The following is a 13,402-nucleotide window of genomic DNA, read 5'->3' as shown; positions in this document are numbered from 1 at the left end:
GCGGCGCCCCGGACGGGGCGCCGCACCTGGCTCTACCAGCCGGAGTTGCCGGTGCCGCGTTGAACGGTGTAGCGGTTCTCGTCGTTCGCCATGCCCTGGCTGCCGGTGCCCTTCACACCCGACACGGCCACCCGGTCGAAGCGCCCGGTGCCGGTCACCAGGTTGAAGTGCAGGCCGTGCGAGCCCGCGTTGGACACGGCGACACCCTTGTCGTCGGTGAAGGCCTCGGTCGCCCCGCCCGTGCCGTTGACGCGGACGTTGTCGACGGTCAGGTTGGAGATCGCCTTGTTCCAGCTGAACAACAGGCCGTGGTAGCTGGAGTCGGTGATCTCCAGATCCTTCAGGACGAGTGCCCCGGTGATGTCGGCGCGTTCGGCGAACACCCAGACGGCACCGGTGTGGGTGTTCCAGTCCCAGTTGCGGGTACCGGCCCTGGTCAGCGTGGTGCGCTGCACGGCCGTGGTGCCGCCGAACGGCTTGGCGTCGTGCCAGCTGGACACCATGACCCCGGCGCCGTTGAACACCGTGTCGCTGATCAGGGAGTCCTCGATCCTGTTGTCGGTGCCGCCGTAGATCGCGGCGCCGTTGGCGAGGATCGGCAGCGAGATCGTGTTGAACGCGAACACGCTGCGGCTGACGGCGCTGTTCGGGTTCCAGGACCACATCGCCATGCCGTCGTCACCGGTGTTCCGGAAGCTGCTCTGCTCGACGCGGACGTTGTTGGCCGGCCCGTTGTTGCCGTTGATGTTCAGGCCGTCGGCCATGGTGTTGCGCACCCGAAGACCCGCGGCGTAGAAGCCGTCGGCCTGCTTGAGCCACAGACCCGTCTTGGCATGGTTGGCGGCGACGTTGAACACGGTCGACGCGGAGCCCGACTCGACCTCGATGAACGAGTCCGAGTTCGGTGCCTCGTCGGGGTCGCGGGTGGTGACGTCGCCGTCGAAGGTGAGGTCGGCGATCGTGGTGCCCGCACCGGTGATCGCGAACCCGCCGCGCCGGTTCGCTCCACTGAGGACGGTGTGCCAGATGCCCGCGCCACGCACGTCGACGCCGCTGACGTTCACGATGCTGTTCAGGTCGTACGCACCGGCGGGCAGCCACACGCCCTTGGTCGCGGTGCCCTGGGCAGCGGCGACGGCCGCGCGAATGCCGGCGCTGTCGTCCGCACCGTCACCGGCGTTGGCGCCGTGGGTGCGGGCGTCGACGTACCCGGCGGGCGCGGGCGTCGCGGTGGCGACCTCGGCGTCGAGCAGGTCCACCGTGATGTACGCGCTGGCCGTGGTGTCCTTGGCCAGGCGGATCACCGTGCCCGCCGGGTAGGTCTGCGGGAGCAGGACGCGCGCGTCGTCGAAGTAGCGGTGCGGGCGTGCCCCACCGGGGCCCTCGGCGAACGGGTAGCCGCCGTACATCCAGCTGTACTTGGAGGTCAGCGCCAGGTCGCGGATCTTGGTGCCGTTCGCGTAGACGGCCAGCGGCGCGGTGGTGCCGTCGGGAACGCTCGCCCGGACGGTGAGGGCGTTGGCGGGCTTGGTCAGCGTGACCTGCACGTGTTGGCCGGTGCCGGTGAGCGTGACGGCGCCGCGTCCGGAAGCCTCGGCGACGTCGGTGGTGTACTTGCGGCCCGGGGTGAGCTTTGTGCCGGTGGTGGTCCCGGCCTCGGCCTCATAAGTGGTGAACGGGACGGTCGCGCCCCGTGCGGCGAGGGCGGTCGAGCCGGTCACGGCGATGTTGTCGAGCTGCGCGCCCGCCGCGTCCTGGTAGCCGATGATGTTCAGGCCCTCGCGCAACGTCGCGGTGTGGGTGGCGGTGCGCCAGCCGCTGCCGCCGGTGAGGTTCAGTTGCGCGCCCTTGACGCCGTTGACGTAGGTGGTGACGGTGCCGCTCGCGGAAGCCGTGTAGCGCAACGAGATGGTGGCGGTGCCGGCCGCGGTCTGGTTGATCGTCCGGATGACCCGCGCGCCCGCACCGGGCAGTGACACCGCGCCGGATCCGGTCGCGCCCGCCGTGGTGGCCGTGACGGCACCTCCGCCGAGGAAGCCGCTCTCCAGCTCGACGGTGCCCTCCGGCGTGGGGGTGCTGTTGTCCGGGGAGAGGGCGACGCTGTCGAGGTTGACGTTGCCGTTGTCGGCGCTGCCGAAGGACACCGCGACAGCGTTGGATCCGACGGCGGTGGTGACAGCGATGCTCGCGGTCGCCCACGCGCTCCAGGACGCGGTCGCGGGCAGCGACACCTGCTGTGCCGCACCGTTCACCGTCACGGTCATGGTGCGCGATGAGCCGGTTCCGTTGGCGTAGCGCAGGTCCAGGTTTGCCCTGGTCGCCGTGGACGAGATGCTGAACGCCGCCACCGCGCCCCGGTTGGCGTCGGTGAACCCGCCGACGTACCCGCTGCCGGTGTGCCCGCCGTGTTCGGATTCCACCCGTGCACCACCGGACAGTCCGCCAGCCTCCGCCTCGACGACACCGGCGGCGGGGACCACCGGTTCCACCGAGAGGCTGTCGATGTTGACGTTGCCGTTGTCGGCACTGCCGTAGCGCACGGCGAGCGTGTTGGCGCCCGCGTTCAGGGTGACGTCCTGGCTCACCGTCCCCCACGACGCCCAGCCCGCGGTGGCCGGGAGCGAGAGCTGCCGGATGCCGCCGTTGACGGCCAGGGTGACGGTGCGCGCGCCGCCGGTTCCGTTGGCGTAACGCAGGACCAGCCGGTTCGCCCCGGCCGTCGATCCGCTCGTGGTGACGGTGAACGCGGCGTTGCCGCGGTTGGCGTCGGTGAACCCGCCGACGTACCCGCTGCCGGTGTACCCGGAGTGTTCGGTCTCGGCGCGGGCGCCGCCGGACAGTGCGGCGGACTCGGCCTGGTGGACGGTCGGAGCGGCCGAGACGGCGGTGATGCCGCCCGCCACGAGGGCAGCAGCCAGTACCGCGACCTTGGCGGCCGCGGGGAGTTTTCTCAACATCGTTGTTGTTCTCCTAGGCGAATCGGGACAGGGCCTAGCCTTTGACCGCGCCTTCGAGCGCACCGCTCTGCAGGAACAGCCGTTGGAACACCAGGAACAGCGCCACCGGGATGACCGACGAGATGGCGAGCGCGGCGAGGAACACGTCGAGCTCGACGTAGCGCTGCAACGCGGGCAGCCGCACCGAGAGCGGCTGCACCGCCGGGTCGGGCAGCACCAGCAACGGCCAGAGGAAGTCCTTCCAGCTGGCCACCACCGCGAACACCGACACCACGCCCAGGATCGGGCGCGAGAGCGGCAGCACCACCGACCAGAACACCCGCACCGGACCGGCGCCGTCGACCCGTGCGGCCTCCAGCACCTCGCGCGGCAGGTTCGCGAAGAACCGTTGCACCAGCACGACGTTGAACGCGCTGGCACCGGCGGGCAGCCACACGGCCCAGAACGTGTTGATCATCCCGGTGCGCACGACCGTCAGGTACAGCGGCACCAGCAGCACGATCGCCGGGACGAACAACGTGCCGAGCACGACCGCGGTGACCAGTGGTCCGTAGCGGGGCCGCAGGACCGCCAGCGCGTACCCGGCCGTGGTGGCCACGACGAGCTGCACCAACCACGACCCGGCGGCGAGGACCACGGTGTTGAGGAAGTACTTGTCGATCTCCACCCGCGTCCACGCGGTGACCAGGTTGGCGAGGTCGACACCGGTGGGGAAGATCGTCAGCGGCGCGCGCAGGGTGTCCTGGGTGGGCGTGATCGCGGCCTTGGCGAGCCACAGCATCGGCCCGAGACCGGTGAGCAGCAACCCTCCCAGCAGCAACGCCTGCACCGCGCGCAGCGTCCGGCGGATCGCCGGGGTGGCCCGTTCGGACGGGGAGATCAGCCCGCGCTTCACGTCGCACTCCAGGACTTCGTCACCCGCAGGTAGAGGGCCGAGAGGACGGCCAGCACGGCGGCGAGCATGATGCTCAGCGCGGTCGCGGCGCCGTAGTCACCACCGAGGCTGCTGCCGAAGGCGTAGTCGTAGATCAGCAGCAGGACCGTCATCGTCGAGTTGGCCGGGCCGCCGCCGGTGAACAGGAACGGTTCGAGGAACACCTGCGCGGTGCCGATGATCTGCAGGATGAACGTCACCAGCAGCACTCCGCGCAGCCGCGGCAGGGTGACGTGCCAGATCTTGCGCCAGATCCCCGCGCCGTCGATCTCGGCGGCCTCGTACTGCTCGGCGGACACCCCGGCGAGCGCGGCCAGGTAGATGATCACCGTGCCACCCGCCGCCGCCCAGGTCGCCTCGAGCACCAACGCGGGCATGGCGCTGCCGGGGTCCTGCAGCCATTGCCACGGACCCAGGCCGACCCAGCCGAGCACGGTGTTGAACACCCCGGACGGGCTGGCGTCGTAGAAGAACTTCCACAGCAGCACGGCGACGACCGGCGGCACCACCACCGGCAGGTAGGCGAGCGCGCTGAACAGGCCGCGCCGCGCCCGGACCTCGCTGATCAGCACGGCGGCGACCAGCGGGATCGGGTAGCCGAACACCAGTGCCAGCGCCGCGAACCACAGCGTGTTGCCGACCGCGGTCCACAGCAGCGGGTCGCCGAGCACCTGGGCGAAGTTGTCGAGCCCGACGAAGTGCACCGGGCCGACGAGGTTCGTCCGCTGGAAGCTCATCACCACCGACTGCGCGATCGGCGCCCACGAGAACACCCCGAACACCACCAGCAACGGCAGCAGGAACAGCAGGTTCGTCAGCCCGCCGCGACGGGCCCAGGTGACCGGAGAACGCCTGCGCCGGGGCGCCGGCGGCGGTGCGACGACCGCCGCCGGACGTGCTGGGGACTGGACGGCCACCGCTCAGCCCCGGCCGATCGTGCTCTGCGCGTCGGCGTCGGCCGCTTTGAGCAGCGCGGCGACGTCGGCGCCGCGGTCGGTCAGCAGCTTCTGCACTGTCGTGTCCAGGATTTTGTAGACCTCCTGGGTGGACTTGGTGGGCTCGGTGACGAGCGGCTGGTCGAACATCCTGTCGGTGTAGGGCTTCATCTGCGTCAGCGGCACGTTCACGTACTGCTTGACCCACTCCTGCTGCTTGTCGTAGGTGGCGCGGTCGACCACCGGCAGCGCGGGCACGCCCACGGGCTGCTTGGTCTCCGACAACGTCTTCGCGTCGGCGACGGCGGCGTCCTGGTTCGTGAGTTTGCCCATGTAGTAGAAGTCGATCCACTTCACGGCGGCGTCCCTGCCCCGCTCGCCCGCGTTCGAGCTGACGACGGCGAGCGTTCCGCCACCGAGCACACCCGCGTCGGGCTTGTCGGCCAACGGCAGCGCGGCGACGCCGTAGTCGGCGGGCTTGAGTCCGTTCTGGGTGAGCAGGTTGCCGTAGTTGCCGCCGCCCGAGACGTACATCCCGATGCGGCCGGCGGCGAAGTCCTGGTTGATGCCCGCCCAGTCGTAGAGGAAGTTCGCGCCCATCGAGTTGTCGTCCCACCGCATGGCGCGCAGCGTGGTGAGGACCTCGGTCATCTCCGGGGTGTCGACGGTCGCCTCGGCCTTGTCGCCGTCGATCTTCTCGGTGCGGCCGCCGAACGCGTAGTCCAGCGTGGTGAGGATCCAGCCGCCGGTGTTGCCCTGGGTCATCTGCGCGTAGCCGGCCTGACCGGTGCGGTCGGTGATCTGCTTGGCCGCGCTGCGGACCTCGGCCCACGTCGTCGGCGGCTTGTCCGGGTCGAGTCCCGCCTGGGTGAACAGGGTGCGGTTGTAGTGCAACGCCTGGCCGTAGGCGGCGATCGGGACCGCCCACTGCTTGCCGTCCGCTGACTGGCCCGCCTTCGCGACGGTCGGGTTGAGTCCCGAGGTGTAGGGCAGCGCGGCGACCCGGGAACTGATGTCGGCGATCTGCTTGCGTTCGATGAGCCCGCGGCCGTCGGTGAACGGCACGGTCAGCACGTCCGGCGCCGTGCCGCCCGCGAGCTGCGCGGTGAACGTCGCCGCCGTCCAGGTGTACTCCTGCGGCTTGACGTCGATGTCCGGGTTCGCCTGCTCGAACTGGGCGACGCGGGCGTTGAACGCCTCGATCGCCTTGCTCTCGAGCCCGGCGTCCATGGCGACGGTGAGGACGACCTTGCCGTCGGCGTTGAGCTCGTCGTCGGGGCTGGAGCCGCACGCGGTCATCAGCAGTGGCAGAACGAGAGCAGCGGCGAGTGTTGAGCGGTAAGACTTCATCGTCTCTCCAGGGGGAACTACGCGCGCAGCCACACGGCGGCGTCGGTGGGCAGGCGGGTCCCGTCGAGCGGGGCGCTGGTCAGCAGGACCTCGTGGTGCGCAGGCAGCGGGAGCGGGTCGGGGCCGAAGTTGACCACGCACACCACGTCGTCGCGGCGGAAGGCGATCGCGTCCGGGCCCAGGTCCACCCAGTCGAAGGACTCCCCGCGCAGGCCTGGTTCGGAGCGGCGGGTTTCGAGCACGGACCGGTACAGCGAGAGCATCGACGCGGGGTCGTCGTGCTGCGCCTCGACCGACCGGCTCCCCCATCCCTCGGGCTGCGGCAACCAGGTCGGCTCGCCGTCCTCGGGCCCGAAGCCGTGCGATGGGCCGTCCTTGGTCCAGGGCAACGGGACGCGGCAGCCGTCGCGTCCGGGATCGACGCCCTCCGAACGGAAGTGCATCGGGTCCTGCAGCACCTCCAGCGGCAGGTCCTCGACCTCAGGCAGGCCCAGCTCGTCGCCCTGGTAGAGGTAGAGCGTGCCCGGCAGCGCCGCCGTCAGCAGTGCCGCCGCCCGCGCGCGCCGCTCCCCCAGCCCGAGGTCGGTGGGTTCGCCGAAACGCTTGGCCAGGAAGGAGAACGACGTCTCCGCTCGGCCGTACCGCGTCACCGGACGGGTCACGTCGTGGTTGGACAGCACCCAGGTGGCGGGCGCGTCGACGGGCGCGTGGGCGTCCAAAGTGGACGCGATGGATTCGCGCAGCTCCTTGGCGTCCCAGGGGCGGCCCATGAAGTCGAAGTTGAACGCCGAGTGCATCTCGTCGGCGCGCAGGTAGCGGGCGAACCGCTTCTGGTCGTCCAGCCACACCTCGCCGACCAGCACCCGCGGTTCATCGTAGGAGTCCGCGACGGCACGCCAGCCGCGGTAGATGTCGTGCAGCTCGTCGCGGTCGATGAACGGGTGCTCACCGGCGGCGTAGGTCTCCGGCACCTCGGGTAGCGCCGGGTCCTTGACCGGCATGGACGCCGAGTCGACGCGGATGCCCGCCACGCCGCGGTCGAACCAGAACCGCAGCACGTCCTCGTGCTCACGCCGCACGTCGGGGTGGTTCCAGTTGAGGTCGGGCTGCTCGGGCGCGAACAGGTGCAGGTACCACTGGCCGGGCCGGCCGTCGGCCTCGGTGACGCGGGTCCAGGTGCCGCCCGCGAAGCTCGACCGCCAGTTCGTCGGGGGGAGGTCGCCCTCGCGGAACCAGAAGCGTTCGCGCTCGGGCGATCCGGGCCCTGCTTTCAGTGCGGCCTGGAACCAGGCGTGCTCGCTGGACACGTGGTTGGGCACCACGTCGACGATCGTGCGGATGCCCAGCGCGGCGGCGTCGGCGATGAGCGCCTCGGCGTCGGCCAAGGTGCCGAAGGCGGGGTCGATCGCGCGGTAGTCGGCCACGTCGTAGCCGCCGTCGGCCATCGGCGAGAGGTACCAGGGCGTGAACCAGATGGCGTCGACACCCAGGTCGCGCAGGTGGCCGAGGCGCGACCGCACGCCGGCGAGGTCACCGACCCCGTCCCCGTTCGCGTCGGCGAAGCTGCGCGGGTAGATCTGGTAGATCACCGCGCCGCGCCACCAGGGCGCGTCCGGCTTGTCCGTCGTCACGGTGCGTTTCCCCTCGTTCGAGACCAGGCGCGCAGCAGTGCGCCGATCATCGCTGATCAGAGTAGGTATAGCGCTATATCTGCGTGGTGTGGAAAGCTAGCCTGCGGCACGGTGGGTGTCAACGGCGGAAATCGGAGGGGCGCACTTGCGGGTCACCTTGAAGGACATCGCGGAGGCGGCGGGCGTCAGCGTGATGACCGTGTCGAACGTGATCAACGGCAAGAGCGCGCGGGTCTCGACGGAGACCATCGAGCGGGTGCGCCGGATCATCGACGAACGCGGGTACGTGCCGAGCGCGTCGGCCCGCAGCCTGGCCGCCAACCAGTCCCGCCTGATCGGCCTGCTCGTGCCCGCCGCCAGCGAGGACAGCCTCGCGATCAGCCCGCACAACATCGCGATCATCGGCCAGATAGAGCGCAGGCTCCGCAAGCGCGGCTACCACCTGCTGCTGCGCGGCGTCGCCGACACGTCCGAGATCGGCGAGGCGCTGCGCTCGTGGAGCCTCGACGGCGCGGTGCTGCTGGGCTTCCTGGACGAGGAGGTCGCCGACCTGCGCCGCCAGGTCACCGGCGCTACCCCCGTGCTCGCGATCGACAGCTACTCGGACAACCCGCTGACCACGGGCGTGCGTTCGGACGACTTCACCGGCGCCCGCCTGGCCGCCGAGCACCTGCTCTCGCTGGGACACCGCAGAATCGTCTTCGCCGGCCCGTCGTTCACCGACGTGGGCGTGGTGCACGAACGCTTCCTCGGCTTCCGCAAGGCGTACGAAGAAGCGTCTGTGTCCTTTGCGGACTGTCCTGTCGAGACCGTGAACACAACGCACGAGAACGGCGTCGCGCTCGGCAGGCGCCTGCTCGACACCCACCCGGACGCGACGGCGGTGTTCGCCACCGCGGACATCCTGGCGATCGGCCTCATCGAGGGCCTGCGGGAGGCCGGGGTCGGCGTCCCGGACAGGGTGTCCGTCGTCGGCTTCGACGACCTGGACATCAGCGCCTACATCACGCCGAAGCTGACGACCATCGCGCAGGACATCGTCGGCAAGGCCACCCACGCCGTCGACCGCCTGCTCACCCTCGTCGGCGGCGGCGACCGCCCCGCCGACCACCTCGTCCTGGACGTGCGCCTGGTGACCCGCCACTCGACGGCGCCGCCCAGCTCCCGATGACCGCGTCGAGGCCGCTCGCCTGGGTGCGCCAGTCGAGCCGGTTCGGGCTGCCACCGGCCCAGCGCCGGCCGATCCGGTTCAGCGCGTCGCGGTCCGCGGCCCACACCCAGGTCCGCCCGCCGGCGTGCGAACTGCTGGTCGTCGTCGCAGGAGTTCGAGCGACGTCGCAGAACTCGGTTCGAACACCACCTCTCGTGAGCTCCGGGCTCACGATGGCCGCGTCCGCCAAACGCATTGCGGTGTCGAGATACCAGGTGTCGCCGGTCGCACGCCACACCTCGGCGAACCCGCCGACGGCCAGTCCCTGCCTGTAGGTCCACACCGTCTGGCCGTTGTTGCGGCAGTCATTGTCAGCCCATCGTTGACGAGGCCCGGGTCCGCCTCGGGACTCCCGTGACACAACGAGGAAGGCCCTCTCCCCAGACCGTCGCTGCAGCGGGACGGCCGGTGAGCACGGCCTCGCCGCCGACTCACCGGCCCGTCGCCGCGCGGGACGGGCGCCGCGCGGGACGGGCGGTGAGCGGGACGAGCGGTGAGCGGGACGGGCGGTGAGCGGGCGCCACCCGGACTGCCGGTTCAGGTGGCCTCCAGCGCCTCCAGCGCCACCGCGGTGTCCGGGTGGCGGTCCAGCAGCACCACCCCGCCGGGCGCGGCCTGCCACGAGCCCTCGCACCCCAGCAGGTCCGCCAGCGCGTCGCAGGTGGCGGGGTGGGAGCTCAGCAGCGCCAGGCCCTTTCCGGTGGTCGCGCGCACCGCGACCGGTGCGGGTTGGTCGAGCCACGGCGGCACCCACTCGTCCAGGGCGGGGAGTCTGCCGGGGAACAGGCGGCCCGCTTCGCGGATCAGCAGCGGGACGAACTGTGCGCCTCGGGAGCGCAGGGTGCTGATCAGGGTGGGCAGCCAGGGCAGCAGCAGTGGGTCTGGCAGGTGGGCGAACGCGTTGGACATCGTCTCCACGACGAAGTCCACCAGGCTCGGCACCGGGTCCAGGGCGTGCACGAAACCGCTGAGGTAGCGGGGATAGCTGGGCAGTGACAGCGGGTTGCCCAGCAGCGCGTCGCAGCGGGCTCGCAGTTCGGCGCGGGGCAGGGTGCCCAGGTGGACCTGGGCGGCCCACAGCAGCGCCACCTTCGACGGTTCCTCCGGGTGGGACTGCGTCACCGCCAGTTCCAGCTGGGTGCGGTCGCAGCCCAGGGACAGGGCCAGGGACTCCATGCTGAACAGGAAGCCGAGCATGGCGGCCACCTGGTCCACGCCGGCTTCCTCATCTGTGAACGCCGTCGGCAGCAGGGTGCAGTAGTGCGCGTAGCCGGTGCGGACGAAGGACTCGATCCACTGCGGCAGCACGGGTTCGTTCGTGCGGTAGTAGGCGAGCAGGCGGCGGGACCGGCGCAGTACCTCCGGGGCGCCGTCGACCGTGCGTTCGCCGGCCAGCACCGCCAGCGCTCGGGTGCCCAGTTCGCTCGCCAGGCGTGGGCTGTGCAGGTAGCGGATGGCGTCCTCGACGGCTTCGAGGACGCCCGCGGCCGTCGCCTGCGGGGCGTAGGCGCTGCGGCGCAGGCGTTGTTCCACCACCTGTTCGACGCTGACGCCCTCGTAGCCCAGTTCGATCAGGGAGCGCTGGTGGGTGCCGAGGGCGAGGTCCCAGGACTCCTGGATCGGGCGTTCGCCCAGTTTGCGCTCGCCCATGATCGGGCGGGCCGCGCCGTGCGGCATCAGGTAGCGCAGCATCCACAGCAGGTTCGAGCAGGGCTCGAGCTCCGGCCGTGAGGCGATGTCGAGCAAGGCCCGCTGCACGCCGCGTTGCTGGAGCTTGAGGTCGAGCGGAGCGAGGCGGTCGTGCACGTCGCGGGCCAGCGGTGGCAGCGCGTCGTAGCCGACCTGCCCGATGCGGTCGCCGCCCATCATGATCTCGACCAGGCGCCCGACGTCCCGGCGGCCGGGCACGACGTCCTTCTCGATGCAGGTGACCGCGGCGTCCTGGAAGTCGTACGGCGTCGGCCTCGCCCGGTCGCGCAGGCCCGCCAGCAGGATCGAGGTCTCGAATACCGCGATGGCGTCGGCGGTGGAGGCCAGGTAGCCGTTGCGGCGGGCCGCCCGCACGATCTCCACGGACCAGTCGAGCAACTCCGCCTCGTCGAGCCGGTCCAGCACCGGCGGGCGCTGCAGGAAACCGGAGAGCTGGTCGGCCGTGGCGAGGTCCGCGGCCGGGCCGGGCAGCGCGGCGGGCTTGCGGGCCTTCTTCGCACCCGCCTGACCGGCGAGCTGGAACGGTTTCACCTTGGTGCGCCGCAGGTTCTTCGCCCACTCGGTGGCCGCGATGGACACCGAACCCGCCGCGAGACCGAACTGCGCCTCGATCGCCGCGTGGCTCGACGGGATCAGGCCGTGCTGCCACACCGTCGCGCTGCGCGGGCTGATCACGAAACCGTCGCTGCCGTCGACGCCGAACTCCGCGACCCGGCTGGCCGCGTGGAAGGCGCCGCAGACGTACAGGCAGTCCGCCGGGTCCGCGCCCGTGGCGGCCAGGTGCTCGCGCATCCGGGTCCACATGTACCGCTCGCGGTCCTCGTCGACGCGCACCCGGTGCGGATCACCGGGCGCGAGCCGCCGGAACAGGCTGCCGATCAGGAACATCACCTGGCGGTACGTGTCGTGGTCGCTGTCGCCGAGCGGCAGCTCGACGTACTGGTGCCACCACTCCGACCAGTGCCGCACCTTGCCGTGGTGCAGCAGGTGTTCTTCCAGCTCGGCGAAGCGCGGCCGCAGGTCGCCGATCTCCACACCGACCGCGTCGCCGTGCAGCGCGTCCTCGTCCGCCTGCTTCGTCTCCGGCGGCTGCCACTGGAACACGTGGTCCGAGGAGCGGTCCACCAGGACCAGCTCGACACCTGGGGTGTCGAGCGCGTAGGCGATCGCCTGGTACTCCGCGGACGCCTCGGTGATCGGCGCGACCACCGACAGCGGCGCCCACTCGGCGGGGAACCCGTCGACCTCGCTCGAGAACGCCTGCACCGCCACGGGAAGACGGCAGTTGCGCAGCTCGGTGAGCAGCGGTGCCATGTCCTCGCACAGCTCCAGGTAGATCACCTTCGGCTGCTTGTCGCGCAGCCGACGGGCCATGGCCACCGCGGACGACGGTGAGTGGTGGCAGACCGGGAAGATCTCCAGCGGCTCGGAGACCGCCCGGTCGACGTCGTCGACCATGCCGAGCAGGATGCCCTCCAGGGCACCGGGTCCGTCGGCGAAGGCCGTCGCCGCCTCGGTGAGCTGCGTGCGCAGCGACTCGAAGCTCACGAGAGGGTGGCGATCGTGTCACGGCCGCCGGCCAGGAACTCCGGCCATTCCCCGCCCTCGTCCTTGCCGCGCGGCTCGACCACGCCGTGCAGGTACTTGTTCATGATCGCCAGGTCCTCGGGTGCCCGCCGCGACAGCGACCCCACGAGCGACGAACCGAGCGTGCGCGCGGTCAGCGCCTTCGTGCCGAAGAAGTTGCTGTGCAGGATGGCGTCCTCCAGCACACCGATCTGCTCGGCGGTGGAGAGCGCGGACTCCAGCTTCTCGTCGTCGCTGCCCGCCGCGGCCGAGGCCGCGCGCAGGTCGGCGAAGCTGCGCAGCAGCACGTCGAGCAGGGTCGGCGGCACGTCCAGCTCGATCTGGTGGCGGCGCAGCAGTTCCTCCGTGCGGAACCGCACGATCTCGGCCTCGCTCTTCTTGTTCGTCACCACCGGGATGCGCACGAAGTTGAAGCGCCGCTTCAGCGCCGACGACAGGTCGTTGACGCCGCGGTCACGGCTGTTCGCGGTGGCGATGACCGAGAACCCGGGCTTGGCGAACACGATGTTGTCGCTGTCGAGCTCCGGCACCGAGATGTACTTCTCGGACAGGATGGAGATCAGCGCGTCCTGGACGTCGCTGGTCGAGCGGGTCAGCTCCTCGAACCGGCCGATGGTGCCGGACTCCATCGCGTTCATGATCGGCGACGGGATCATCGACGCGCGGGACTGGCCCTTGGCGATCACCATCGACACGTTCCACGAGTACTTGATGTGGTCTTCGGTGGTGCCGGCGGTGCCCTGCACCACCTGCGTGGAGTTGCGGGAGATCGCGGCGGCCAGCAACTCGGCGAGCCAGCTCTTGCCGGTGCCGGGGTCGCCGATGAGCAGCAGGCCGCGGTCGGACGCCAGCGTGACGATCGCCCGCTCGACGATGCCGCGGTCGCCGAACCACTTCTGCGCGATCTCCCGCTCCAGGCCGTCGGACCGCTCGGCGCCCAGGACGAACAGGCGGATCATCTTCGGCGACAACCGCCAGGAGAACGGCTTGGGGTTGTCGTCGACCGACTCCAGCCAGTCGAGTTCCTCGGCGTACTTGAGCTCGGCGGGGGCGCGCAACAGGTCGGACATGGTCTCGTGGTGCCTTTC

General features: G+C 70.7%; 9 protein-coding genes. 2 read left to right on the top strand and 7 right to left on the bottom strand.

Annotated elements, in window-relative coordinates; all coding sequences use genetic code 11:
• Positions 1–32: 32 nt before the first annotated feature.
• Genes IEY88_RS04660 through IEY88_RS04640 form a run of 5 tightly spaced genes read right to left on the bottom strand, consistent with a single transcriptional unit; the run spans position 33 to position 7,807 of the window.
• Entirely contained in the window at positions 33–2,957 is a 2,925-nt protein-coding gene (locus IEY88_RS04660; RefSeq protein ID WP_189153258.1) for a CBM35 domain-containing protein, read from the bottom strand.
• A gap of 34 nt (positions 2,958–2,991) precedes the next feature.
• The gene (locus IEY88_RS04655) at positions 2,992–3,852 is read right to left on the bottom strand and encodes a carbohydrate ABC transporter permease (protein ID WP_189153257.1); all 861 of its coding nucleotides are present in this window, start codon (positions 3,850–3,852) and stop codon (positions 2,992–2,994) included.
• Positions 3,849–4,808 carry a carbohydrate ABC transporter permease gene (locus IEY88_RS04650; protein ID WP_189153256.1) on the bottom strand — a complete coding sequence of 320 codons (960 nt, stop codon included), beginning with the start codon at positions 4,806–4,808 and terminating at the stop codon, positions 3,849–3,851. The genes IEY88_RS04655 and IEY88_RS04650 overlap by 4 nt, the downstream gene beginning before the upstream one ends.
• A gap of 3 nt (positions 4,809–4,811) precedes the next feature.
• Entirely contained in the window at positions 4,812–6,176 is a 1,365-nt protein-coding gene (locus IEY88_RS04645) for an ABC transporter substrate-binding protein (RefSeq protein WP_189153255.1), read from the bottom strand.
• Positions 6,177–6,193: 17 nt separating this feature from the next.
• The gene (locus IEY88_RS04640) at positions 6,194–7,807 is read right to left on the bottom strand and encodes a glycoside hydrolase family 13 protein (protein WP_189153254.1); all 1,614 of its coding nucleotides are present in this window, start codon (positions 7,805–7,807) and stop codon (positions 6,194–6,196) included.
• 145 nt (positions 7,808–7,952) lie between these two features.
• On the opposite strand from IEY88_RS04640, the gene IEY88_RS04635 reads away from it, so the two are divergent.
• Both IEY88_RS04635 and IEY88_RS04630 read left to right on the top strand, forming a co-directional pair.
• Positions 7,953–8,978 (top strand): LacI family DNA-binding transcriptional regulator, encoded by a 1,026-nt coding sequence (locus IEY88_RS04635; protein WP_189153253.1) that lies wholly within the window; start codon positions 7,953–7,955, stop codon positions 8,976–8,978.
• The gene (locus tag IEY88_RS04630; RefSeq protein ID WP_189153252.1) at positions 8,975–9,292 is read left to right on the top strand and encodes a hypothetical protein; all 318 of its coding nucleotides are present in this window, start codon (positions 8,975–8,977) and stop codon (positions 9,290–9,292) included. Before IEY88_RS04635 ends, IEY88_RS04630 begins: the two co-directional genes overlap by 4 nt.
• Positions 9,293–9,554: 262 nt before the next feature.
• On the opposite strand, the gene IEY88_RS04625 is transcribed toward IEY88_RS04630, so the two are convergent.
• A complete protein-coding gene (locus tag IEY88_RS04625) occupies positions 9,555–12,275 on the bottom strand; it encodes a DUF5682 family protein (protein ID WP_189153251.1) in 2,721 nt (906 codons plus the stop codon).
• The gene (locus tag IEY88_RS04620; protein ID WP_189153250.1) at positions 12,272–13,384 is read right to left on the bottom strand and encodes an ATP-binding protein; all 1,113 of its coding nucleotides are present in this window, start codon (positions 13,382–13,384) and stop codon (positions 12,272–12,274) included. Before IEY88_RS04620 ends, IEY88_RS04625 begins: the two co-directional genes overlap by 4 nt.
• Between the last annotated feature and the right edge of the window lie 18 nt (positions 13,385–13,402).

It is taken from the genome of Lentzea pudingi (assembly GCF_014646255.1).
In the GTDB taxonomy this organism is placed as follows: domain Bacteria; phylum Actinomycetota; class Actinomycetes; order Mycobacteriales; family Pseudonocardiaceae; genus Lentzea; species Lentzea pudingi.
Note: the sequence above shows the minus strand (reverse complement) of the source record. Positions and strands in the feature narration are given on the sequence as shown.

What these genes read in the sequence shown, in the direction of transcription:
- IEY88_RS04660 (WP_189153258.1), bottom strand. Translation starts at nt 2,957, where the DNA reads ATGTTGAGAAAACTCCCCGCGGCCGCCAAGGTCGCGGTACTGGCTGCT.
- IEY88_RS04645 (WP_189153255.1), bottom strand. Translation starts at nt 6,176, where the DNA reads ATGAAGTCTTACCGCTCAACACTCGCCGCTGCTCTCGTTCTGCCACTG.
- IEY88_RS04630 (WP_189153252.1), top strand. Translation starts at nt 8,975, where the DNA reads ATGACCGCGTCGAGGCCGCTCGCCTGGGTGCGCCAGTCGAGCCGGTTC.
- IEY88_RS04620 (WP_189153250.1), bottom strand. Translation starts at nt 13,384, where the DNA reads ATGTCCGACCTGTTGCGCGCCCCCGCCGAGCTCAAGTACGCCGAGGAA.